Here is a 24,445-nt window from a genome sequence, read left to right as displayed (position 1 = left end):
CTCCCGGGGGAGAAGACCGCCCACTGCAAGGACCGCAATGAAGACCGCTGAGATCGCGCAGCGCTACCTCGACTACTTCGAGAAGAACGACCACACCATCGTGCCGTCGGCGTCCCTCGTGAGCCCCGACCCGTCGATCCTCTTCACGATCGCGGGCATGGTGCCGTTCATCCCGTATCTCAACGGAACGGTCCCGGCGCCGTACGCGCGCGCCGCCGACGTGCAGAAGTGCATCCGCACCAACGACATCGAAGAGGTCGGCAAGACCGCCCGTCACGGCACGTTCTTCCAGATGCTCGGCAACTGGTCCTTCGGCGACTACTTCAAGCAGGGCGCGATCGAGTACGCGTGGGAGCTCCTCACCAGCCCCGAGGCCTCCGGCGGACTCGGCTTCGACGAGCGGGACCTGTGGGTCACCGTGTACGAGGACGACGACGAGGCGTTCGGCCTGTGGCGCGGGATCGGCCTGCCAGAGGAGCGCATCCAGCGGTTCGGCGCTGCGGACAACTACTGGTCCACCGGTCAGCCCGGTCCCGCCGGCCCCTGCTCCGAGATCTACTTCGACCGCGGGCCGAAGTACGGCCGCGACGGCGGGCCGGCGGTCGACGACGACCGGTTCACCGAGATCTGGAACCTCGTGTTCATGCAGTACGAGATCACGAACGTGCGCTCCAAGACGGAGTTCGACGTCGTCGGCGAGCTGCCGAAGAAGAACATCGACACCGGCATGGGCCTCGAGCGCGTGGCCTTCATCAAGCAGGGCGTCGAGAACATGTACGAGACCGACCAGGTGCGCCCCGTGCTCGACCGTGCCGTCGATCTCTCCGGCCGCCGCTACGGAGCGAACCACGAGGACGACGTGCGCTTCCGCGTCATCGCCGATCACGTGCGCTCGTCGCTGATGCTGCTCTCCGACGGCGTGACGCCCTCGAACGAGGGCCGCGGCTACATCCTGCGCCGCCTCATGCGCCGCACCATCCGCTCGATGCGGCTCCTCGGCGTCGACGTGGCGACGTTCCCCGAGCTGTTCAGCGCGTCTCGCGACGCGATGAGCACCGCCTACCCCGTCGTGACGGAGGACTGGGACCGCATCTCGCGCTCGGCCTTCGCCGAGGAGGAGACGTTCCTGCGCACGCTGGCGTCGGGGTCGACGATCCTCGACCTCGCCGTGGAGAAGACCAAGGATGCCGGCGGCACCTCGATCGCCGGCGACGAGGCCTTCCTGCTGCACGACACCTACGGGTTCCCCATCGATCTGACGCTCGAGATCGCCGAAGAGGCCGGGCTCAGCGTCGACCGCGCCGCGTTCGACACGCTCATGCAGGAGCAGCGGGCGCGTGCCAAGGCCGACGCCAAGTCGCGCAAGCGGGCCCTCGCCGATCCCGGGGTCTACCGCGAGTTCCGCGCGCTGGGCGAAACGGTCTTCACCGGCTACACCGACCTCGAGACGGAGTCGAGCGTGCTCGGGCTGCTCGCCGACGGCCGCGCCGTCGACCGCGCCGCCCAGGGCGAGATCGTCGAGGTGATCCTGGCCGAGACCGCGCTGTACGCCGAGTCGGGCGGCCAGGTCGCCGACAAGGGCGTCATCGTCGGGCCGGGCTTCGAACTCGAGGTGCTCGACGTCCAGAAGCCGCTGCCGGGCCTGGTCAGCCACACGGTCGAGGTCACCGTCGGCGAGGTCGGACTCGGGCAGCCCGCCCGCTCGGTCGTGGACGCCGCGAACCGCCGCGCCGCGCGCCAGGCACACTCCGCCACGCACCTCGTGCACGCTGCCCTGCGCGACACCCTGGGCAGGACCGCGACGCAGGCGGGATCGCTCAACCGCGCCGGTTACCTGCGCTTCGACTTCGCCTGGTCGCAGGCGCTGTCGGAGTCCACGCGCAGCGAGATCGAGGAGATCGCCAACAACGCCGTTCGCGAGAACCTCGAGGTCTCCACCCGCGTGCTCTCGCTCGACGACGCCAAGGCGGCCGGGGCGATGGCCCTGTTCGGCGAGAAGTACGGCGAGACCGTGCGCATGGTCGACATCGGCGGCCCGTGGTCGCGCGAGCTGTGCGCCGGCACGCATGTGGCCACCAGCGCCGAGGTGGGCCTCATCAACCTCGTGGGCGAGTCGAGCGTCGGCGCGACCAACCGTCGCGTCGAGGCGCTCGTGGGCCTCGAGGCCTTCCGCTCCCTCGCCGCCGAGCGTGCGCTCGTGTCGCAGCTGACGACGTCGCTCAAGACGCCGCGCGAGCAGCTGCCTGCGCGCATCGCCGAGCTCACGGCGAGCCTGAAGGCGGCCGAGAAGAAGATCGCGGCCTTCGAAGCGCGCGCGCTCGCCGACCGGGTGCCCGCCCTCGCGGACGCGGCGAAGGCCGCCGGCCCGCACCGACTGGTCGCGGAGTCGCTCGGCTCCGCCGCGTCGGCGGACGACGTGCGGACGGTCGCCCTGCAGGTGCGCGATCGGCTCGGCTCGGACCCGGCGGTGGTCGCCCTCGGCGCCGACGTCGGCGGTCGTGCCATCGTCGTGGTCGCCACGAACGAGGCGGCGCGCTCCGCGGGCGCGAAGGCGGGTGCTCTCGTGAAGATCGCCGCGGGCGTCCTCGGCGGCGGCGGCGGCGGACGCGATGACGTCGCTCAGGGCGGCGGCACCGACGTGTCGGCCATGCCCGCGGCGCTGACGGCGATCTCGGAGGCTCTGGCCGCGTGAGCGGGTTCCGCCGGGGGGTGCGTCTGGGTGTCGACGTCGGGAAGGCCCGCGTGGGCGTCGCCCGCTGCGACCCCGACGGGCTCCTGGCGACCCCCGTCGAGACGGTGGCGCGCACCGACGAATCCGTCGCCCGGGTGGCCGCTCTGGCCGCCGAGCACGACGCGATGGAGATCCTCGTCGGGCTCCCGGTGAACATGCGCGGCGAAGACACGCCGTCCACGACCGATGCGCGCGAGTTCGCGGACGCGGTCGCACGTGTCTCGGGGCGCCCCGTGCGGCTGGTCGACGAGCGGCTGAGCACGGTGTCGGCCCACGCCGCACTGCGGGATGCCGGGCGAAGCCAGCGTCGTTCACGTAGCATTGTCGATCAGGTCGCGGCCGTCGTCCTCCTGCAGCAGGCAATCGACATCGAGAAGCGCTCGGGAAAGCCGGCCGGACCCTCCATCCCCCAGGAGCCCGCCTGATGACACCCGAGACGTTCGACGACCCGTTCGCGGATCTGTTCGGCAAGACGCCCGCCGCCGCGGCGCGCCGTTCCGAGCGGTCCGAGCCGACGACGCCGCCGACCCGGCGCTCGGCGGCCGCCGACGAGGCGAGCACCCCGCCGGCCGCGCCGATGACGCGCCGCGAGGCGCGCGAGGCCGCAGCGCGCGCCGCCGCGGCGGCCCAGCAGCCCGCACCGTCATCGCCGTCGCCCGCGCCGGCTGCCGGCCAGGAGCCCGCGCACCGCGCCCCCGAACAGCCCGCCGCACCGGTCGCCCCCGCACCCGTCGCATCCGAGTCCGCGCCCGCCTGGCCATCCGTCCGTGAGGCGGCGCCGTCCGAGCCCGTGCGGCACAGCACCGCGCAGGCGCCGCACCCGCGGACGGCCTGGCACACCGAGCCCGCGGCCGAATCCGCCGACGACACCGCGCTGCTGGCGACGCCTCGCCGCACGACCGTCGTCCAGGACGCGTCCGACGACGACACCGACCAGGTGCCCGACGAAGACGACGCATGGGCCGGATTCATCGGCACCGCGCATGCGGCCACGACTCCGGCGCTGCCGTACAGCCGCACCGGCACGACGGGCCCGACGCCCACCGCCGAGGCGTCCGAGCGCCCCGCCGCGACCGCTCAGGCGTTGGCGGAGCCGAGTCTGGAGGACCTGTTCGCGGGCACCAGCTCCACCGACGATCTGGGCGCCGTCCCGGCGAAGCCCAGCAAGCGCAAGCGCCGCATCGGAGGGTGGATCGCCCTCGGCGTCGTCCTGATCATCCTCGGCGGCATCGGCGCCGGCGGCCTGTGGGTGTGGAACACCTACGAGGATCAGATCCGCTCCGTCATGGGCTGGGAGGAGCCGAAGGACTACGAACCGGGCCTGGCCACCGGCGAGGCGCTGATCACGATCAGCTCCGGGGACGTGCCCTCGAACATCTCGCAGTCGCTGTACGACGCCGGAGTCACCAAGACCCCCGAGGCCTTCTACGACATGCTCATCGACACGGGGCAGAATCCGACGTTCTACCCGGGCGTGTACCAGCTGCAGCAGAAGATGACGGCGGCTGCGGCGCTCGACATGCTCCAGGACCCCGCCAACAAGCTCGAGAACTCCGCGCTGCTGCGCGAGGGCCTCACCGTCGAGCAGACCCTTCCGATCCTGGCCGAGGGGCTGGGGCTCCCGCTCGAGGACTTCACCGCCGCCGCCGAGGATCCGTCGCAGTTCGGCGTCTCGGCCGACAGCCTGGAGGGGTGGCTCTTCCCGGCGATGTACACGTTCGACCCGGGCATCGACGCGACCGGCGTCATCCAGACGCTCGTCGACCGCACCGTCGAGTCGCTCGACGCCGCGGGCGTTCCCGAGGCCGACCGACAGCGCATCCTCACGATCGCCTCGATCATCCAGCGCGAGGCGCGCTACGAGGAGGACTTCTACAAGGTCTCCCGCGTCATCGAGAACCGTCTCGACACGGACAACCAGGAGACCTTCGGTCTGCTGCAGATGGACTCCACCGCCCAGTACGGATACGGCGAGATGCACGACGGCACGGTGAGCTCCTCGGCCGAAGCGCTCGCGGACGACAACCCGTGGAACACGTACGTCGTCGTGGGGCTGCCCAAGGGACCCATCGCGAACCCCGGCGATGTCGCGATCGACGCCGCGATGCACCCGGCCGACGGCGACTGGCTGTACTTCGTCACGGTGAACCTCAACACCGGCGAGACCGTCTTCACCTCGAACCTCGCCGATCACAACCGAGCGGTGGCGCAGTGGCAGGACTGGTGCGCGGCGAACCCGGACTCGGGGTGCTGAGCCCGGCAGCGACCCGCCTGGCGGTATGGGGAGACCCGATCGAGCACAGTCGGTCGCCCCAGCTGCATCTCGCGGCGTACCGGCTCCTCGGCCTCGACTGGACGTACGACAGGCGGCGCGTGGCCGAGCACGAGTTCGGCGGCGCCCTCGCGGGACTCGACATGACGTGGCGGGGACTGTCCCTCACGATGCCGCTGAAGGGCGCGGCGTGGCGGGCCGCCGCCCGGCGCGACCGCCGAGCCGAGCTCACGGGCGCCGTCAACACGCTCCTCCTGACCGGCGACGGCCCGGCCGGCTTCAACACCGACGTGGGAGGCATCGTCCGCGCCCTCGCCGACGTCGGCGTCCACGAGATCGCATCGGCGCGCATCGTCGGCGCGGGCGCGACCGCGACATCGGCGCTGGTCGCGCTGTCGGAGCTGGGCGCCCGCGAGGTCGACGTGGTGGCCCGTCGACCCGAGCCCGTCGCCGACCTGGCCCGCCTCGGCGACCGGATCGGCATCCGCGTCACCCACACCCGGTTCGACGATGCGCCCGCGCGGGACGTCGCGCTGACCGTCGCGACCCTCCCGGGCGACGCGCCGCTGCCCGACGCCGCCGCCGACCGGCTCGCGGCCCGCGGCGGCCGACTCCTGGACGTCGTCTACGGGCACTGGCCGACGGCCCTGTCGCGCGCGTGGGATCGCGCGGCGGCGCCGGCCGGATCGGGGCTCGGCATGCTGCTGCACCAGGCCGTGCTGCAGATCCGGATCTTCGCCGGCGGAGACGTCGACGCGGCCCTGCCCGACGAAGGGGCGGTCGTCGCCGTCATGCGCGCGGCGCTCGTGGGAGACTAGACGAATGCTCCGCGTGCTGACGGCCGGCGAATCGCACGGCCCCGAACTCGTCGCCATCATGGAGGGCCTGCCCTCGGGCGTGCCCGTCTCCCGCGCCGCCATCCAGGCCGACCTCGCCCGGCGCAAGCTGGGCTACGGCCGCGGCTCGCGCATGAAGTTCGAAGAGGACGAGCTGACGATCTCGGGCGGTGTCCGCCACGGCCTCACGCTCGGCAGCCCGATCGCCCTGCGCATCGGCAACACGGAGTGGCCCAAGTGGGTCGAGGTCATGAGCCCCGAGCCGACGGAGCTCACGGACCGCTCGCGCGGCCGCGGCGCGGCGCTCACGCGGCCGCGCCCCGGACACGCCGACCTCGTCGGCATGCAGAAGTACGACTTCGACGAGTCGCGGCCGATCCTCGAGCGTGCGAGCGCCCGCGAGACGGCCGCCCGCGTCGCCCTCGGCGCCATCGCCCGCGCGTTCCTGGGCGAACTCGGCATCCGGCTGGTCAGCCACACGCTCTCGATCGGCCCGGTCCGCGCCCCGGAGGACGCTCCGCTGCCGGCGCCCGAGGACGTCGACGCGCTGGATGCCGATCCGCTGCGGTGCTTCCACGCCGAGACGTCCGAGCGCATGGTCGCCGAGGTCGATGACGCCCGCAAGGACGGCGACACGCTCGGCGGCATCGTCGAGGTCCTCGCCTACGGCCTGCCGCCGGGGCTCGGCTCGCACGTCCACTGGGACCGGCGCCTGGACGGCAGGCTCGCGCAGGCGCTCATGAGCATCCAGGCCATCAAGGGCGTCGAGGTCGGCGACGGCTTCGAGACGACCCGACGCCGCGGATCCGCCGCGCACGACGAGCTGTTCGCGACAGAAGGCGGCATCTCGCGATCCAGCGACAAGGCGGGCGGCACCGAGGGCGGCATGTCCACGGGCACGGTCCTGCGCGTGCGCGCCGGCATGAAGCCGATCGCCACCGTGCCGCGAGCCCTGCGCACGGTCGACATCGCCACCGGCGACACCGCCTCGGCGCACCACCAGCGCTCCGACGTGTGCGCGGTGCCCGCCGCGGGTGTCGTGGCCGAGGCGATGGTCGCGATCGTGCTGGCCGAGGCCGTGCTCGAGAAGTTCGGCGGCGACAGCGTCGGCGAGACCGCCCGCAACATCCGCGGGTACCTCGACGCGATCCCCGAGAGCTTGCGCACCGCCGCTGCCAGCGACGCGACCCTCGGGGCATGAGCGACGAGAACGCGCTCGTCCTGATCGGCCCGATGGGCGCCGGGAAGACCAGTGTCGGACGGCGGGTCGCGAAGGCGCTCGGCGTCGGCTTCACCGACTCCGACTCCGTCGTGGTGCGCGAGCACGGCCCCATCGAGGACATCTTCCGCGCGCAGGGCGAGGCGGAGTTCCGCCGCATCGAACGCGAGGCCGTGCAGCGCGCCCTCGCTTCGGGCGGCGTCGTCTCGCTCGGCGGGGGAGCAGTGCTCGACCCCGACACGCGCTCGGATCTGTCGCGGCACCGCGTGGTGCTGCTGACGATCCAGCCGCGCATCGTCGCATCGCGCGTGCGCGGGTCGGCCCGGCCGCTCCTCGCGGACGGCGAGGATCCGATGGAGCGCTGGAACCAGATCTACGCTCAGCGCCGGCCGATCTACGAAGAGCTGGCCGACGTCGTCTTCGACACGTCGAGCGGTCCGCTGCAGCACGTGGTGGAGGACATCGTCGCGTGGGCGCGGCGGACCGAGGAGGCAGGATGACCGATCAGACGACGATCAGCGTCACCGGCGACGCCGGGTACGACATCACCGTGGGACGCGGCCTCATCGCGCGCCTGGACGAGCAGCTCCCGCCGGCGGCGCGCAAGGTCCTCGTGATCCATCCGCCGACGCTCGCGGCGCAGGCCGACGCGCTGCGCACGAACCTGCTCGGCGACCGCGAGGTGCTCCTCGCCGAGATCCCGGACGCCGAGGCCGGGAAGCGCATCGAGGTCGCCGCCTTCTGCTGGCAGGTCATGGGCAAGGCGGACTTCACCCGCACCGATGCCGTCGTCGGCTTCGGCGGGGGAGCGGTCACGGACCTCGCCGGCTTCGTCGCGGCGACCTGGCTGCGCGGCGTCGACGTGGTGCAGGTGCCGACGACGGTCCTCGGCATGGTCGATGCGGCCGTCGGCGGCAAGACCGGCATCAACACCGCCGAGGGCAAGAACCTCGTCGGGGCGTTCTGGGCGCCGCGCGCCGTGCTGTGCGACCTCGACCTGCTCGACACGCTGTCGCGGAACGAGCGCGTCGCCGGGTACGCCGAGGTGGTCAAGGCCGGCTTCATCGCCGAGCCCGAGATCCTCGACCTCGTCGAGGCAGATCCCGACACCGCGACCGATCCGCGCAGCGACGCGTTCCGGCGCACGATCGAGCTCGCGATCGGCATGAAGGCACGCGTGGTCGGGCAGGACCTGCGCGAGGCCGGCCTGCGCGAGATCCTCAACTACGGTCACACGCTCGGACACGCGATCGAGCACGCCGAGCGCTACCGCTGGCGCCACGGCGCGGCGATCTCGGTGGGCATGGTGTTCGCCGCCGAGCTGTCGCGTCTCGCCGGGCGGCTCACCGACGACGCCGCCGGGCGTCACCGCGACATCCTCGACCGCCTGGGGCTGCCGACGACCTACCGCGCCGGCGCGTGGCCGCAGCTGCTGGCGACGATGCAGCGCGACAAGAAGAGCCGCGGGGGGATGCTCCGCTTCATCGTGCTCGACGACATCGCCAGGCCCACCGTCCTGCAGGCGCCCGACGAATCGCTGCTGTTCGCGGCGTACCAGGAGGTGGCGGCATGAGCGCGCCGCGCAGGCTCCTGCTGGTCAACGGCCCGAACCTCAACCTGCTCGGCACCCGCGAGCCGGCGATCTACGGCTCGGCGACCCTCGCCGACGTCGAGCGCCTCGTGTCCGAGGCGGCCGCCGCGCGCGGCTTCGACGTGCGGGCGGTGCAGAGCAACCACGAGGGCGTGCTGATCGACGCCATCCACGCCGCCCGCGAGGACTGCGCGGGCATCGTCATCAACCCCGGCGGGCTCACGCACACCTCGATCGTGCTGCGCGACGCCCTCTCGGGCGTCGGCCTCCCCGTCGCGGAGGTGCACATCTCCAACGTCTACGACCGCGAGGAGTTCCGCCATCACTCGTACGTGAAGGATGTCGCCGTCGTGCACGTCATCGGCGAGGGAGTGCCCGGGTACGCGACCGCGACGACTCGCCTGATCGAGGTCATCGCCGGCTCCGCCGAGGGCTGACCCGGGGCCGGCGGCCGAATCGCGTAGAATCGAACGTCGGGCGTGCCTCGTGCCGCCCGCGCGCAGACTTCTCCCACACGGAACGGATCTTCATCCCACATGGCTTCCACCGCAGACATCAAGAACGGCGTCGTCCTCAGCATCGACGGACAGCTCTGGAACGTCGTGGAGTTCCAGCACGTCAAGCCCGGCAAGGGCGGCGCCTTCGTGCGCACGAAGCTGAAGAACGTCATCAGCGGCAAGGTCGTCGACAAGACCTACAACGCCGGCGCCAAGGTCGACATCCAGAACGTCGACCGCCGCGACTACCAGTACCTGTACAACGACGGCGAGAGCTTCGTGTTCATGGACCTGGACGACTACGACCAGATCAACGTGCCCGCCACCGTCGTCGGCGACGCGGCGAACTTCATGCTCGAGAACCAGAACGTCACGATCGCGCTGCACGACGGGAACCCCCTGTACCTCGACCTGCCGGCCTCGGTCGTGCTCGAGATCACGTACACCGAGCCGGGTCTCCAGGGCGACCGCTCGTCGGCGGGCACCAAGGCCGCGACCGTCGAGACCGGCTACGAGATCCAGGTCCCGCTGTTCCTCGAGACCGGCACGAAGGTCAAGGTCGACACCCGCACGGGCGACTACCTCGGCCGTGTGAACTGATCGCGACGGCGCCCATTCCATGAGTGCCCGTACGAAGGCGCGCAAGCGCGCGCTCGACATCCTCTTCCAGGCAGACGTCCGCGGCGAGGAGCTTCCCGCGATCCTCGCCGCCGAGGCCAAGCGCGCCGCCGGCGAGCCCGCCCGCGAGGCCTCGTGGCTGTACGCCCGCGAGATCATCGACGGCATCATCGACAACCGCGACGCCATCGACGAGCAGATCACGACCTTCGCCAAGGACTGGTCGCTCGCCCGCATGCCCGCCGTCGACCGCGCGCTGCTGCGCATCGGCGTGTGGGAGGTCCTCCACAACGACGACGTGCCCACCGCGGTCGCGATCGACGAGGCCGTGGAGCTGGCCAAGGAGTTCTCGACCGAGGAGTCCGGGGCGTTCGTCCACGGGGTCCTCGCCCGCGTCGCTCGCGCGTCCTGACGTCCGAGCCGACTGTCAGGATGGAGCGCATGCGCTCCGATGACTCCGCGACCGCCGCGTGGCGGAGTGTCGTCACCCCGCGCGACGTCCCGGACGAGGGGACTCCCCTCGCGCTCGGGGTCGATCTGCTCGTGCGTTCGCGCGACGGCTCGCCGTGGGCGCCCAAGCGCCTCACCCCGGCGACGGCGCGCACCGCCCGGACCCTCCCCGACGACATCGTCCTCGGAGTCCGCCCGCTCATGCCGGGCTCCGCGGCCGGCTCGTGGGTCAAGGGCGACGTGTCATGGGATGCCGTCCGGCGTCCCGGCGACCGCTTCGCCGAGCGACCGGCCCGATGGTTCGCACAGCTGCACAGCATCGCGCGCGAGCTGCGGACCCTGTCCACCTACTCGGACCTCGCGGACTGGCTCGTACTCGACACGGTCGACTCCGACCTGCTCTGGCCGCATCTCGCCCGGGCCCGGGAGAACGGCGTCGCGATCGTGGGAGCCCGACCGCGCACCCGTGTGCGTCTCGCCCGCGACGCGGACGTGAGCGTCCTCATCGACCGCGGCGCCGACGGCGGCTACACCCTCACCCCGCGCGTGCGCATCGACGGCGACGACGCGGATGCCGCGCGCGCACGCGCCATCGGCGCGACCGGCATCCACGTCCACCGCTTCTCGGGCGCGGAGCTCGACCTCGTGCTGGCGCACGCCGAGCTCGGGCAGACAGCGCGGCGACTGCTCGCGTCCCCCGGGCCGGTCGCGGTGCCGCGCGCAGACGCGGCGGAGTTCCTCGCCGGGCACGCCGCGCGTCTCGCGCGACGCGAGCGGGTCGCCGCGGGCGACGGCGTGACGGTGCCCGACCCCGCGCCCCCGGCGCTCGCGATCTCGGTGACCCACCGCGCGCCGGGCGACGTGCTCGTGGAGCTGTCGTGGGAGTACGCGGGGCTCGGGCGACGGGGCTTGCGCGCGGAACCGGGGGAGCCCGATCGCGAGCACGCGGCCGAGCGGGCCCTGCTCGACGAGCTCGCGCCCCTCTGGCAGCACGTGTGGGACGACGGCCCGACCGACGCCCTGACCCTGCGGGACGCCGACGCCGCCGAGTTCTGCGAGCGCGTGCTCCCGGCGCTGCGCGGGGTCGACCGCGTGGACGTCGTCACCCGCGGAACCGCGCCCCGCTACCACGAGCTCGACGGCGTTCCCGAGATCTCGGTGACCGCTGTCGAGAGCTCGGACCCCGACTGGTTCGACCTCGGGATCGTCGTGACCATCGACGGCCGCCGCATCCCGTTCGGAGACCTGTTCACCGCGCTCGCGATGCGGCGCAAGCGCATGATGCTGTCCGACGGGGCGCACTTCTCGCTGGCCCACCCCGCCCTGGACCGCCTGCGCGACCTCATCGACGACGCCGCGGACGTCGTCGAGTGGGAGCCCGGCGCGCGCGTCAGCCGGTATCAGCTGGCGGTGTGGGCGGACTTCGAGGATCTGGCCGACCAGGCCCAGCCCGCGGTGTCGTGGCGGCGCACCGTCGAGGGCCTGCGGGATCTCGAGGCGGTCCCCGCGACGCCGGTGCCGGCGGGGGTCCGAGCCGAGCTGCGCCCGTACCAGAAGCACGGCTACGACTGGCTGACGTTCCTGTGGCGCAGCCGGCTCGGCGGGATCCTCGCCGACGACATGGGTCTGGGCAAGACCCTTCAGGCGCTCGGACTGATCGCCCACATGCGCGAGTCCGGCGAGGAGCGACCGGTCCTCGTCGTCGCGCCCACGAGCGTCCTCGGCACGTGGCGCGACGAGGCCGCCCGCTTCGCGCCGGGCCTGCGGGTGCACGTCGCCGACGCGACACGGGCACGCGCCGACGTCGCGCTCGCCGACGCCGCGCGCGCGTCCGACATCGTCGTGACCTCGTACGCGATCCTGCGCCTCGACGAGTCCGCGTTCGCCGACGTCGACTGGGCCGCCGCGATCCTCGACGAGGCGCAGGCGGTGAAGAACCCGGCCACGCGCGTGCACCGGGCGGCCCTCGCCCTGCGCGCCGACGCGATCTTCGCCCTCACCGGCACGCCCGTCGAGAACGGCCTCGCCGACCTGTGGGCGCTGCTGGCGCTCACCTCGCCCGGGCTGTTCCCGTCCGCTCCGAGATTCCGCCGCGATTACATCGGGCCCATCGAGGACGGCAAGGTCCCCGAGAACGCCGAGGGCGGGCCGTACCGTGCGGCGCGGCTGGACCGCCTGCGGCGTCGCATCCGCCCGTTCGTCCTGCGGCGGACCAAGGAGCGGGTGGCCGCCGAGCTGCCGCCCAAGCAGGAGCAGGTGCTGCACGTGGAGCTCAGCGCCGCGCACCGCGCCGTCTACGACACGATCCTGCAGCGCGAGCGACAGAAGGTGCTGGGGCTGCTGCCCGATCTCGACCGCAACCGGTTCATCGTGTTCCGGTCGATCACGCTGCTGCGCATGCTCAGCCTCGCTCCCGAACTGGTCGACGCGGGGGACGGCCGCATCCGATCCGCCAAGCTCGACGCGCTCGTCGCCCAGCTGGACGAACTCGCCGCCGAAGGACATCGAGCGCTCGTGTTCAGTCAGTTCACGTCGTTCCTCGACATCGTCCAGCGACGCCTCGACGCCGACGGGATCGCGTCCGCCCGGCTCGACGGCTCGACGAGGCGCCGCGACGATGTCGTGGACGGATTCCGCCGCGGCGACGCGCCGGTGTTCCTGGTCAGCCTCAAGGCCGGAGGCGTGGGCCTGACCCTCACCGAGGCGGACTACGTGTTCCTGCTCGACCCGTGGTGGAATCCCGCCGCGGAGGCGCAGGCGATCGACCGCACCCACCGCATCGGCCAGGACGCGCCCGTGATGGTCTATCGCCTCGTGGCGGCGGGCACGATCGAGGAGAAGGTCCTGGCCCTGCAGCAGCGCAAGGCACGCCTGATCCATGCCGTCATGGACGACGACGACCTGTTCGCGCGGTCGCTCACGGCCGACGACGTCCGCGATCTGCTCTCGCCCTGACGCCTGCGGCGCGCCAGCGCGCACCGCGGGTCCCACGCGGCGCCAAGTAGACTCGATCGCGGTTCGACACAGGAGGATTTCATGCGGATCACGGGCCTCGGGCACGCCGGGATGTTCATCGAGACGGCAGGGGGCAGCATCCTGTGCGACCCGGTCGTGAAGCCCTCGTTCTTCGGTTCGTGGTTCGTCTTCCCCGACAACCGCGCCCTCGACTGGGAGCGCTTCGGCAAGGCCGACTTCCTGTACATCTCGCACCGCCACCGCGACCACTTCGACCCGTGGTTCCTCGAGACCTACGTCTCCAAGGACGTCAAGGTCCTGCTGCCGGAGTACCCGACCGACGACCTCGAGCAGGACATCCGCGCGCTCGGGTACGAGAACATCGTCTACACGCAGGCCGGCGTCCCGCTCGAATACGGCGACCTGAAGATCATGGTCACGCCCCTGAGGGCGCCCTCGGACGGCCCCATCGGCGATTCCTCGCTGTCGGTCGACGACGGCACGGCGTCGATCCTGAACCAGAACGACTCCCACCCCCTCGACCTCGAGAAGCTGCTGGCGTTCTCGAAGCCCGAGGCCTACTTCACGCAGACGTCGGGCGCGATCTGGTGGCCGATGGTCTACGACCTGCCCCACGACGCCAAGCAGAACTTCGCGAAGCTCAAGCGCGACGCGCAGAACAAGCGCGCGATGTACTACATCGAGAAGGTCGATGCCGCGCACGTGTTCCCGATGGCGGGTCCGCCGATGTTCCTGCGCGAGGAGCTGTTCCGCTACAACGGCTACGGGCTCGAGGACGACTCGATCTTCACCGACTCGGTTCAGTTCCTCGAGCACATGAATCAGCAGCGCCCCGAGCAGGCGGGTCACCTGTTCATCCCCGGCACCGTCGTGGACATGAACGCCGGCGAGCTCACCGTCATGCAGACGCTCTACTCGGATGCCGACATCGAGCGCGTCTACCGCGACAAGTGGAGCTACCTGGCCGAGCAGCGCGACAGCCGTCAGGACGAGATCACCGCCGAGGAGGCCACGCGCGCGGAGGTGCTGCCGCCTGCCGAGATCCTCGCGGCGATCAAGGCGTGGTGGGAGCCGCTGCTGCGCCGCGCGCGCACGATCCGGAACGGCGTGGGCGGCAACGTCCGGTTCCGCATCGGGGACCTGGACATGGTGGTCGACTTCCCCAAGGCGAAGGTGCGCGAGTACGCCGGCGAGGAGTGCGTGTACTGGTACACGATCCCCGCGGACCTCGTCTCGACCAACATCCGCGATCACGAGATCGACTGGTCGAACTCGATCTTCCTGTCGATGCAGTTCGAGGTCGGGCGCAGCGGCAAGTTCAACGAGTTCCTGACGACGTTCCTGAAGTGCCTGTCGCGGGACCGCATCGAGTACGTCGAGAACTGGTACGCGGAGCAGACCGACCAGACCGAGGACGTGCAGCTCGAGGAGTGGGTCGTCCAGCGACGCTGCCCGCACCTGCGCGCCGATCTCAGCAAGACCGGCAAGATCGAGGACGGCGTGCTCACGTGCAGCCTCCACGACTGGAAGTGGGACCTCGAAAGCGGCAAGTGCCTGACGTCGCAGGGACACGAGATCCGCTCGCACCAGGCGGCCCACGCGCGGCACGAGGACGCGGCATCGCCGGCCGCCTGAGAATCGCCGCGGTCTGACGTAGACTGGAGCGACACCACAGCAACCTTTAACCCCGTCCCGTGAGGCGGAGAAGGGAGCGGCGGATGAGCACGCGCACCGTGCTGCATGAGGCCGACATCGCCCGTGCCCTGACTCGGATCGCACACGAGATCCTCGAGTCCAACAAGGGCCCCGACGACCTGGTGATCCTCGGGATCCCGACGCGCGGGGTCGAACTCGCGACCCGCATCGCCGAGCTGGTGACCCGATTCGGCGGCCGGCCGGTCGCGGTCGGCGCGCTCGACGTGACGATGTACCGCGACGATCTGCACCGAAATCCCACGCGCACGCCCCGACCGACGCAGATCCCGGGGGAGGGCATCGACGACAAGGTCGTGGTGCTCGTCGACGACGTGCTGTTCTCGGGCCGCACCATCCGCGCGGCGCTCGATGCGATCAAGGACATCGGCCGGCCCCGCGCCGTGCGCCTGGCGTCGCTCATCGACCGCGGCCACCGCGATCTGCCGATCCGCCCCGACTTCGTCGGCAAGAACCTGCCGAGCGCCCGCGACGAACGCGTCAACGTGCGCCTCGCCGAGGTCGACGGCATCGAGGAGGTGACGATCGAGTCATGAGGAACCTGCTCGACACCCGCACGCTCTCGCGCGAGGACGCGATCGGGATCCTCGACGTCGCCGAGGACATGGCCGACACGCAGCGGCGCGAGGTCAAGAAGCTGCCGACGCTGCGCGGCAAGACCGTCGTGAACCTGTTCTTCGAGGACTCCACGCGCACGCGCATCTCGTTCGAGGCCGCCGCCAAGCGCCTGTCGGCCGACGTCATCAACTTCTCCGCGAAGGGCTCGAGCGTCTCGAAGGGCGAGTCCCTGCAGGACACGGCGCAGACCCTCCAGGCGATGGGCGCGGATGCCGTCGTCATCCGCCACGGCGCGTCGGGCGCCCCGCGCACCCTCGCCACGAGCGGCTGGATCACCGCCGGCGTGGTCAACGCCGGGGACGGCACCCACGAGCACCCCACCCAGGCGCTTCTGGACGCCTTCACGATGCGCAAGCGCCGGTTCGGGTCCGACAGCCGCGGACGCGATCTCGCGGGCGTCCGCGTGACGATCGTGGGCGACATCCTGCACTCGCGCGTCGCGCGCTCGAACGTGTGGCTGCTGACGACCCTCGGCGCCGAGGTGACGCTCGTCGCCCCGGCGACGCTCGTTCCGCAGGACGTCTCGGCGTGGCCGGTCACCGTCGTGTACGACCTCGACGAGGCGATCGCGGCCGGCCCCGACGTGCTCATGATGCTGCGCATCCAGCTGGAGCGCATGAACGCCGCGTATTTCCCGACTGAACGGGAGTATTCCCGGCGCTGGGGACTCGACGCCGGGCGACTTCACACCCTCGGCCCGGATAGCATTGTCATGCACCCCGGCCCGATGAACCGCGGCCTGGAGATCTCCGCCGACGCTGCCGATTCGCCTCGCTCGACGGTCCTCGAGCAGGTGGCGAACGGCGTCTCGGTGCGGATGGCGGTGCTGTATCTGCTGCTGGCGGGCTCCGACCCGCGCGATGAGAAGGGGGACGCACGATGACCGAGGTCCTCTTGTTCCGAGGCGCCCAGATCGAAGGGTCCGGCGCCGCCGACATCCTGGTCGAGGACGGGCGGATCGCCGCCGTCGGCCCGGACGCGAGCCGCGCCGGCGCCACCGTCGTCGATGTCGACGGGCTGCTGGTCCTGCCCGGGCTGGTCGATCTGCACACGCACCTGCGCGAGCCCGGATACGAGGCGTCCGAGACCGTCCTCACCGGCACCCGCGCGGCGGCGGCCGGCGGCTACACCGCCGTGTTCGCCATGCCCAACACCTCCCCGGTCGCCGACACGGCGGGCGTCGTCGAGCAGGAGCTCGCCCTCGGCGAGGCGGCCGGCTTCGCCACCGTCCAGCCCATCGGCGCCGTCACCGTGGGCCAGAAGGGCGAGCGCCTCGCGGAGCTCGGCGCCATGGCCGAGTCGCGGGCGAACGTGCGCGTCTTCAGCGACGACGGCTTCTGCGTGTGGGATCCGCTCATCATGCGCCGCGCGCTGGAGTACGTGAAGGCCTTCGACGGCGTCATCGCCCAGCACGCGCAGGACCCGCGCCTGACCGAGGGCGCCCAGATGAACGAGGGATCCGTCTCGGCCGAGCTCGGGCTGGCCGGGTGGCCCGCCGTCGCCGAGGAGTCCATCATCGCCCGCGACGTGCTGCTGGCCGAGCACGTCGGCTCGCGTCTGCACGTGTGCCACCTGTCGACCGCCGGGTCGGTGGACATCATCCGCTGGGCCAAGAAGCGCGGCATCGACGTCACCGCCGAGGTCACGCCCCACCACCTCCTGCTGACCGACGAGCTCGTGCGCGGCTACGACCCCCGCTTCAAGGTGAACCCTCCGCTGCGCAGCGAAGAGGACGTCATGGCGGTCCGCGAGGGCCTCGCCGACGGCACGATCGACATCGTCGCCACCGACCACGCACCGCACCCCGCCGAGGCCAAGGCCTGCGAGTGGCAGGCGGCCGCCAACGGCATGGTGGGCCTCGAGAGCGCGCTGCGCGTCGTCCACGCGACGATGGTCGACACGGGCCTCATCACGTGGGGCGACGTGGCGCGCGTCATGTCGCGCGAGCCCGCGCGCATCGGCCGGCTCGCCGACCACGGCACGCCCATCACCGCGGGCCAGCCGGCGTCGCTGACGTTCTACGACCCCCGCCCCGTCCGCGCCTTCGGACAGGACGATCTGCGCGGCCGCAGCGCGAACTCGCCCTATCTCGGGCGGGAGCTGCCGGGCGAGGTGCGCTGGACGCTGCACGCCGGCGTGCCGACCGTCGCCGACGGCGCGCTGCTGGACGCCCCCGGGGTGCGCGCATGACCCGCGAAGGCGCGCTCCTGGTCGTCGTCGCCGTCACCGTCCTCCTTCTCGCCGTCCTCGCCTGGGCGTGGTGGCGCCGCACCCGCCGCGACGCTGTGTGGTCGGCTCCCGTGGGGGAGATCCCCGCGGACGCCCGCGAGACGGCGCTGTTCGAGACGCTGTACGTGGCCACGACGCGCCACGGCGAGCCGCTCGAGCGCCTGGCGATCGGCGGCCTGGCCTTCCGTTCGCGCGCCGCGCTGACGGTCACCGACGCGGGCTTCGCCCTCGACCTCACCGGCGAGCCGCGGCTGTTCTTCGCCGCGGCGCGCCTCGACGACATCGCGCAGGCCACGGTCGCCATCGACCGCGTGGTCGAGCGCGACGGCCTCGTCCGCGTCACGTGGCGCATCGACGACGAGACCCTCGTCGACTCCTACTTCCGACCGCAGGATGCCTCGGCGCGCGCTCTCGCGGACGCCCTGCGCGGCATCCTCCCCATCCCGACGGGAAGCGACGCATGACATCCCAGTTCCAGTCCGACCCCGCCGTGCTCGTCCTCGAAGACGGCACGCGCTACCACGGGCGCGCGTACGGCGCCCGCGGCACGACGCTCGGCGAGGTGGTCTTCGCCACCGGCATGACCGGCTACCAGGAGACCCTCACCGATCCGTCGTACGCGGGCCAGATCGTGCTGCAGACCGCACCGCACATCGGCAACACCGGCGTCAACGACGAGGACCCCGAGTCGCGCCGCATCTGGGTCGCCGGCTACATCGTGCGCGACCCCTCGCGCGTCGTCTCCAACTGGCGCGCGGACGAGTCCCTCGACGCGGCGCTCGAGCGCGACGGCATCGTGGGGATCTCAGGCATCGACACGCGCGCCGTGACCCGCCGCATCCGCTCCGAGGGCAGCATGCGCGGCGCGGTCTTCTCGGGCGAGGCCGCGGCCCTGTCCGAGGACGAGCAGCTGCGCCTCGTGCGCGAGGCTCCCGAGATGGCCGGCCAGAACCTGTCCGGCGCCGTCTCGGTCGAAGCCGCCGAGGTGACGCCCGCGACGGCCGAGCGGATCGGCAGCCTCGCCGTGCTCGACCTCGGCGTCAAGCAGGCCACGGTCGACAACCTCGCCGCCCGCGGCTTCGACGTGCACGTCATGCCGCAGACGTCGACGATCGACGAGATCCTCGCGATCGACCCGGTCGCCGTCTTCTACTCGAACGGTCCCGGCGACCCGGCGGCCTCGGACGCCCACGTGGAGCTGCTGCGCTCGGTGCTCGATCACCGGCTGCCGTTCTTCGGCATCTGCTTCGGCAACCAGCTGCTGGGCCGGGCCCTCGGGTTCGGCACCTACAAGCTGCCCTTCGGCCACCGCGGCATCAACCAGCCGGTGCGCGACAAGGCGACGGGACGCGTGGAGATCACGGCCCACAACCACGGCTTCGCCGTGGACGCCCCCACCGACGGCGTCATCGACAGCCCGCACGGCTACGGTCGCGTCGAGGTGAGCCACGTCGGCCTCAACGACGACTGCGTCGAGGGGCTGCGCGCCCTCGACATCCCCGCGTTCTCGGTGCAGTACCACCCCGAGGCGGCCGCCGGCCCCCACGACGCCAACTACCTGTTCGACCGCTTCCGCGACCTGGTCGTCGCGACCCAGGAGACCCAGAAGAATGCCTAAGCGCGACGACATCAAGAGCGTCCTCGTCATCGGCTCGGGGCCGATCGTCATCGGTCAGGCGTGCGAGTTCGACTACTCGGGCACGCAGGCCTGCCGTGTGCTGCGCGAGGAGGGCGTGCGCGTCATCCTCGTCAACTCGAACCCGGCCACGATCATGACCGACCCCGACTTCGCCGACGCGACGTACATCGAGCCGATCACCCCGGCGGTCATCGAGACGATCATCGCCAAGGAGAAGCCCGACGCGATCCTGCCGACGCTGGGCGGCCAGACGGCGCTGAACGCCGCCATGGCGCTCCACGACCAGGGCATCCTCGACAAGTACGACGTGGAGCTGATCGGCGCGAAGGTCGACGCCATCCGCAAGGGCGAGGACCGCCAGATCTTCAAGGAGCTGGTCATCGAGGCCGGCGCCGATGTGGCCTCGTCCGTCATCTGCCACTCGATGGACGAGCTGCTGGCGGGGGCCGAGAAGCTCGGCTACCCGCTCGTGGTGCGCCCCTCGTTCACGATGGGCGGACTCGGATCCGGCTTCGCCTTCGACGAGGCGGACCTGCGCCGCATCGGCGGTGCGGGCCTGCACGACTCGCCCACCCACGAGGTGCTCCTGGAGGAGTCGATCCTCGGGTGGAAGGAGTACGAGCTCGAGCTCATGCGCGACACGGCCGACAACACCGTCGTCGTCTGCTCCATCGAGAACGTCGACCCGGTCGGCGTCCACACCGGCGACTCGATCACGGTCGCGCCGTCGCTGACGCTCACCGACCGCGAGTACCAGAAGCTGCGCGACATCGGCATCGACATCATCCGCGCCGTCGGCGTGGACACCGGCGGCTGCAACATCCAGTTCGCCGTGAATCCCGATGACGGGCGCATCATCGTCATCGAGATGAACCCGCGCGTGTCTCGCTCGTCCGCCCTCGCATCGAAGGCCACCGGCTTCCCGATCGCGAAGCTCGCCGCGAAGCTCGCGATCGGCTACCGCCTCGACGAGGTCCCCAACGACATCACGCAGGCGACGCCGGCGAGCTTCGAGCCGACGCTCGACTACGTCGTCGTGAAGGTGCCGCGGTTCAACTTCGAGAAGTTCCCCGCGGCCGACACCACGCTCACCACGACCATGAAGTCCGTCGGCGAGGCCATGGCGATCGGCCGCAACTACGCCACGGCGCTGCAGAAGGCGCTGCGCTCGCTCGAGAAGCGGGGCTCCAGCTTCCACTGGGGCGACGAGGAGCGGTCGGTGGAGGAGCTGCTCGAGATCGCGAAGACGCCGACGGACGGCCGCATCGTCGTCCTGCAGCAGGCCATGCGCAAGGGCGCCACGATCGAGCAGGCGTTCGAAGCCACCAAGATCGACCCGTGGTTCCTCGACCAGATCGCCCTCATCAACGAGGTCGCCGAGTACATCCGCACGGCCGGCGAGCTCTCGACCGACGTGCTGCGCGTCGCCAAGGAGCACGGCTTCAGCGACGCCCAGATCGCCGAGCTCCGCGACGACACCGAGGCCGAGGTGCGCGGCGTCCGTCACGGACTGGGCGTGCGCCCCGTCTACAAGACGGTCGACACGTGCGCGGGCGAGTTCCCCGCGCTCACGCCGTACCACTACTCCAGCTACGACAGCGAGACCGAGGTGACGCCGTCCGAGCGCAGCAAGGTCGTCATCATCGGCTCGGGCCCGAACCGCATCGGCCAGGGCGTCGAGTTCGACTACTCCTGCGTGCACGCCTCGTTCGCCCTGTCGGACGCCGGCTTCGAGACCGTCATGGTCAACTGCAACCCCGAGACGGTCTCGACCGACTACGACACCTCCGATCGCCTCTACTTCGAGCCGCTGACCCTCGAGGACGTCCTCGAGGTGCTGCACGCCGAGAGCGCTTCCGGCACGATCCTCGGCGTCATCTGCCAGCTCGGCGGCCAGACGCCGCTCGGCCTGGCCAAGGGCATCGAGGCGGCCGGCTACAACATCCTCGGCACCAAGCCCGCCGCGATCGACCTCGCCGAGGAGCGCGAGCTGTTCGCGCGCCTGCTCGATGACGCCGGTCTCGTCGCCCCGCGCAACGGCACGGCGATCGACGTCGAGGGGGCCGTCGCGGTGGCCGAGGAGATCGGCTACCCGGTCCTCGTGCGGCCGAGCTTCGTCCTCGGCGGCCGCGGCATGGAGATTGTCTACTCGACCGAGGCGCTGCGCGACTACTTCGTGCGGGTCGCCGGCGAGGCGATCATCGGGCCGGGCCTGCCGCTGCTGGTCGACCGCTTCCTCGACGATGCGATCGAGCTCGACGTGGACGCCCTCTACGACGGCGAGGAGCTGTACATCGGCGGCGTCATGGAGCACCTCGAGGAGGCCGGCATCCACTCCGGCGACTCGTCGTGCACGCTGCCCCCGGTGAGTCTCGGGCGCACCGACGTGGACCGCGTCCGCGAGGCCACGCGCGCCATCGCCGAGGGCGTGGGCGTGCGCGGTCTGCTGAACGTGCAGTTCGCGATCTCGGCCGGCGTCCTCTACGTCATCGAGGCGAACCCCCGCGCCAGCCGCACCGTGCCCTTCGTGTCGAAGGCCCTCGGCATCCCGCTCGCCAAGGCCGCCAGCCGCATCATGGCGGGCGCCACGATCGCCGAGCTCAAGGCCGAAGGGCTGCTGCCCGAGGCCGACGGCTCGCGCGTGCCGCTGGACGCCCCCGTGGCCGTCAAGGAGGCCGTGCTGCCGTTCAAGCGCTTCCGGACCGCCGACGGCCAGACCGTCGACTCCGTGCTCGGCCCCGAGATGCGCTCGACCGGCGAGGTCATGGGCATCGACCGGGACTTCCCGACCGCGTTCGCGAAGTCGCAGGACGCCGCGTACGGCGGCATGCCGCAGTCGGGCACCGTGTTCATCTCGGTGGCGGATGCCGACAAGCGCGCCGTCATCCTGCCCGCGCATCGTCTGCGCGAACTCGGGTTCGACCTGGTCGCCACCGAGGGAACGGCCGAGATCCTGGCCCGCAACGGCATCGACGTCACCGTCGTCAACAAGTACTCGGCGACCCAGGAGACGGGGGAGACCAACATCGTCGACCTCATCAACGCCGGCGAGATCGACATCATCGTCAACACTCCTTCGGGGGGCAGCGCACGCGCCGACGGGTACGAGATCCGCGCGGCCGCCGTCGCGGGCGACAAGGCCCTGTTCACGACGATGGCGGTGCTCGGCGCCGCCGTGAGCGCGCTGCCCGTGCTGCGCGAGGGGTTCGAGGTCAGGAGCCTGCAGGAGTACGCCGCCGACCGGGCCGGGCACGCGTGACCGGGTTCGGCGAGAGGCTGAGGACGGCGCTCGACGCGCACGGACCGCTGTGCGTGGGGATCGACCCCCACGAGCACCTGCTCGAGGCGTGGGGCCTTCCCGCCTCGGCGGCGGGCGTGCGCGCGTTCGGCCTGCGCACGGTCGAGGCGGCCGCCGATCGGGTCGGCGTGGTCAAGCCGCAGGTGTCGTTCTTCGAGCGCTGGGGCGCGGCCGGATTCGCGGCCCTGGAGGAGGTCATGGCCGCCGCGCGTGCGGCGGGTCTGCTCGTGATCGCCGACGCCAAGCGCGGCGACATCGGCACCACGATGGACGGCTACGCCGCGGCCTGGCTCGCGCCCGGCGCGCCGCTGGAGGCCGACGCCCTGACCGTGAGCCCCTACCTCGGGCCCGAGTCGCTGCGCGGCACCTTCACCACGGCCATCCGCCACGACAAGGGCGTGTTCGTCCTCGCCGCGACGAGCAACCCCGAGGCCGCGGCGGTGCAGACGGCCCAGACGGTCGATGTCGCCGCGACCGACGGGCAGACCGTGGCCGAGCGCGTCGCGCGCGACATCCAGTGGGTCAACTCCTCGGCGGCGTTCGGCGGGGGCCTCGGCCCCGTCGGCCTCGTCGTCGGCGCCACGATCGATCGCGACGCCTTCGGCCTCACCGACGAGCTCCTCCGCGGCGCGCCCGTCCTCGCGCCCGGGTTCGGCGCGCAGGGGGCGCTGCCGGAGGACCTGCCAGCGCTCTTCGGCGGCGCGGCATCGCAGGTGATCGCGAGCGAGAGCCGCAGCATCCTCTCCGCCGGCCCAGACCTCATCGCGGTGCGCATCGACGAGCGTGCGGCGATGTACCGTGAAGGTTCCCATGAGTGACTCCCGAACCCCTCCCGAGGTCGACCGCGCCTCGGCATCCCGCCGCGCCGTCGCCGCCCGCCGCGAGCGTGCCGCCCTGAAGAAGGACGTCGCGATGCGCGTCATCACCCCGCAGGAGCTGCTGCGCCGCGCCACCGCGGACCCGGCGGCTCCCGCCGGGGCGATGCGCATCAGCGAATTCCTCACCAGCATCCCCGCCATCGGCGAGGGCAAGCGCGATCGCATCCTCGAGGAGCTGCGCATCTCGCCGGTCAAGCGGCTCGGCGGGCTGGGCTCGCGCCAGCGCGTCGCGCTCGAGCGCTTCCTGGACGAGCGGTGGCCCGAGACCGGGCCCCGCAGCGGACGCAGCCGGCTGGTCGTGCTCGCCGGCCCGACCGCGGTCGGGAAGGGCACCGTCGCCGCGTACATCAAGGAGCACCACCCCGAGATCCGGCTGTCGGTGTCGGCGACCACGCGCGCACCCCGCCCGGGCGAAGTCGACGGCGAGCACTACTTCTTCGTCGACGACGCCGAGTTCGACCGGCTCGTCGCAGACGGCGAGCTGCTCGAGTGGGCGACGGTGCACAACGCCCATCGCTACGGCACCCCGCGAGGCCCCATCGAGCAGGCGCTGGCCGAGGGGCGCACGGTGCTGCTCGAGATCGACCTGCAGGGGGCCCGCCAGGTCCGTGCGGCGGAGCCGTCCGCGACGCTGGTGTTCCTGCTGCCGCCGAGCTGGGACGAGCTGGTGCAGCGCCTCGTCGGGCGCGGCACCGAGGAGGCCGACGAGCGGGCCCGGCGCCTGCGCACGGCGAAGGTCGAATTGGCCGCCCAGAGCGAGTTCGACTACCGCGTCGTGAACGAGAACGTCGCGTCGGCGGCCGAAGAGGTCGTAGAATTGGTGCAGGCGCCCGCGCGTCCGCTTTCGCGCGTCTGAATCACGCCGCCGCCGTCCCACAGG

The 24,445-nt window shown here is 71.7% G+C and carries 20 protein-coding genes; all 20 read left to right on the top strand.

Features of this window, described 5'->3' with window-relative positions; genetic code table 11:
• Positions 1–37 precede the first annotated feature (37 nt).
• The 20 genes from alaS (at position 38) to gmk (ending at position 24,421) form a co-directional block, all read left to right on the top strand.
• Positions 38–2,692: an alanine--tRNA ligase gene (gene alaS / locus HD594_RS11025; RefSeq protein ID WP_184751011.1), complete on the top strand. Its 2,655-nt coding sequence runs from the start codon at positions 38–40 to the stop codon at positions 2,690–2,692.
• Entirely contained in the window at positions 2,689–3,156 is a 468-nt protein-coding gene (ruvX, locus tag HD594_RS11020; RefSeq protein ID WP_184751010.1) for a Holliday junction resolvase RuvX, read from the top strand. The genes alaS and ruvX overlap by 4 nt, the downstream gene beginning before the upstream one ends.
• Positions 3,156–4,985, top strand: coding sequence for an endolytic transglycosylase MltG (gene mltG / locus HD594_RS11015; RefSeq protein WP_246414012.1), 1,830 nt, complete (start codon positions 3,156–3,158; stop codon positions 4,983–4,985). The genes ruvX and mltG overlap by 1 nt, the downstream gene beginning before the upstream one ends.
• Positions 4,943–5,821 (top strand): shikimate dehydrogenase, encoded by an 879-nt coding sequence (locus HD594_RS11010; RefSeq protein ID WP_309297723.1) that lies wholly within the window; start codon positions 4,943–4,945, stop codon positions 5,819–5,821. The genes mltG and HD594_RS11010 overlap by 43 nt, the downstream gene beginning before the upstream one ends.
• 4 nt (positions 5,822–5,825) lie before the next feature.
• On the top strand, positions 5,826–7,040 hold the full coding sequence (gene aroC, locus HD594_RS11005; protein ID WP_184751009.1) for a chorismate synthase: 1,215 nt from the start codon (positions 5,826–5,828) through the stop codon (positions 7,038–7,040).
• Positions 7,037–7,558, top strand: a complete 522-nt coding sequence (locus HD594_RS11000; RefSeq protein ID WP_184751008.1) for a shikimate kinase — start codon at positions 7,037–7,039, stop codon at positions 7,556–7,558. Before aroC ends, HD594_RS11000 begins: the two co-directional genes overlap by 4 nt.
• The gene (gene aroB / locus HD594_RS10995; protein WP_184751007.1) at positions 7,555–8,631 is read left to right on the top strand and encodes a 3-dehydroquinate synthase; all 1,077 of its coding nucleotides are present in this window, start codon (positions 7,555–7,557) and stop codon (positions 8,629–8,631) included. Before HD594_RS11000 ends, aroB begins: the two co-directional genes overlap by 4 nt.
• Entirely contained in the window at positions 8,628–9,086 is a 459-nt protein-coding gene (gene aroQ, locus HD594_RS10990; protein WP_184751006.1) for a type II 3-dehydroquinate dehydratase, read from the top strand. Before aroB ends, aroQ begins: the two co-directional genes overlap by 4 nt.
• A gap of 99 nt (positions 9,087–9,185) precedes the next feature.
• Positions 9,186–9,746 (top strand): elongation factor P, encoded by a 561-nt coding sequence (efp, locus tag HD594_RS10985; protein WP_184751005.1) that lies wholly within the window; start codon positions 9,186–9,188, stop codon positions 9,744–9,746.
• A gap of 19 nt (positions 9,747–9,765) precedes the next feature.
• The gene (gene nusB / locus HD594_RS10980; protein ID WP_184751004.1) at positions 9,766–10,176 is read left to right on the top strand and encodes a transcription antitermination factor NusB; all 411 of its coding nucleotides are present in this window, start codon (positions 9,766–9,768) and stop codon (positions 10,174–10,176) included.
• Positions 10,177–10,205: 29 nt separating this feature from the next.
• Complete coding sequence (locus HD594_RS10975) at positions 10,206–13,169, top strand: DEAD/DEAH box helicase (RefSeq protein ID WP_246413996.1); 2,964 nt, start codon at positions 10,206–10,208, stop codon at positions 13,167–13,169.
• Positions 13,170–13,250: 81 nt separating this feature from the next.
• On the top strand, positions 13,251–14,825 hold the full coding sequence (locus HD594_RS10970) for a Rieske 2Fe-2S domain-containing protein (RefSeq protein ID WP_184751002.1): 1,575 nt from the start codon (positions 13,251–13,253) through the stop codon (positions 14,823–14,825).
• 83 nt (positions 14,826–14,908) lie between these two features.
• Complete coding sequence (pyrR, locus tag HD594_RS10965) at positions 14,909–15,439, top strand: bifunctional pyr operon transcriptional regulator/uracil phosphoribosyltransferase PyrR (protein ID WP_184751001.1); 531 nt, start codon at positions 14,909–14,911, stop codon at positions 15,437–15,439.
• Positions 15,436–16,404, top strand: coding sequence for an aspartate carbamoyltransferase catalytic subunit (locus HD594_RS10960; protein WP_184751000.1), 969 nt, complete (start codon positions 15,436–15,438; stop codon positions 16,402–16,404). Before pyrR ends, HD594_RS10960 begins: the two co-directional genes overlap by 4 nt.
• Positions 16,401–17,711, top strand: a complete 1,311-nt coding sequence (locus tag HD594_RS10955) for a dihydroorotase (protein ID WP_184750999.1) — start codon at positions 16,401–16,403, stop codon at positions 17,709–17,711. The genes HD594_RS10960 and HD594_RS10955 overlap by 4 nt, the downstream gene beginning before the upstream one ends.
• Entirely contained in the window at positions 17,708–18,214 is a 507-nt protein-coding gene (locus HD594_RS10950) for a PH-like domain-containing protein (protein ID WP_184750998.1), read from the top strand. The genes HD594_RS10955 and HD594_RS10950 overlap by 4 nt, the downstream gene beginning before the upstream one ends.
• Positions 18,211–19,368 (top strand): glutamine-hydrolyzing carbamoyl-phosphate synthase small subunit, encoded by a 1,158-nt coding sequence (carA, locus tag HD594_RS10945; protein ID WP_184750997.1) that lies wholly within the window; start codon positions 18,211–18,213, stop codon positions 19,366–19,368. The genes HD594_RS10950 and carA overlap by 4 nt, the downstream gene beginning before the upstream one ends.
• Positions 19,361–22,648, top strand: coding sequence for a carbamoyl-phosphate synthase large subunit (carB, locus tag HD594_RS10940; RefSeq protein WP_184750996.1), 3,288 nt, complete (start codon positions 19,361–19,363; stop codon positions 22,646–22,648). Before carA ends, carB begins: the two co-directional genes overlap by 8 nt.
• Positions 22,645–23,505 (top strand): orotidine-5'-phosphate decarboxylase, encoded by an 861-nt coding sequence (gene pyrF, locus HD594_RS10935; protein ID WP_184750995.1) that lies wholly within the window; start codon positions 22,645–22,647, stop codon positions 23,503–23,505. The genes carB and pyrF overlap by 4 nt, the downstream gene beginning before the upstream one ends.
• Positions 23,498–24,421 (top strand): guanylate kinase, encoded by a 924-nt coding sequence (gene gmk / locus HD594_RS10930; protein ID WP_184750994.1) that lies wholly within the window; start codon positions 23,498–23,500, stop codon positions 24,419–24,421. Before pyrF ends, gmk begins: the two co-directional genes overlap by 8 nt.
• Positions 24,422–24,445 lie beyond the last annotated feature (24 nt).

Origin of the sequence: Microbacterium thalassium (assembly GCF_014208045.1) — a bacterium.
Classification (GTDB): domain Bacteria; phylum Actinomycetota; class Actinomycetes; order Actinomycetales; family Microbacteriaceae; genus Microbacterium; species Microbacterium thalassium.
The sequence above is the reverse complement of the archived record's forward strand: the minus strand, read 5'-3'. Positions and strand labels throughout refer to the sequence as shown.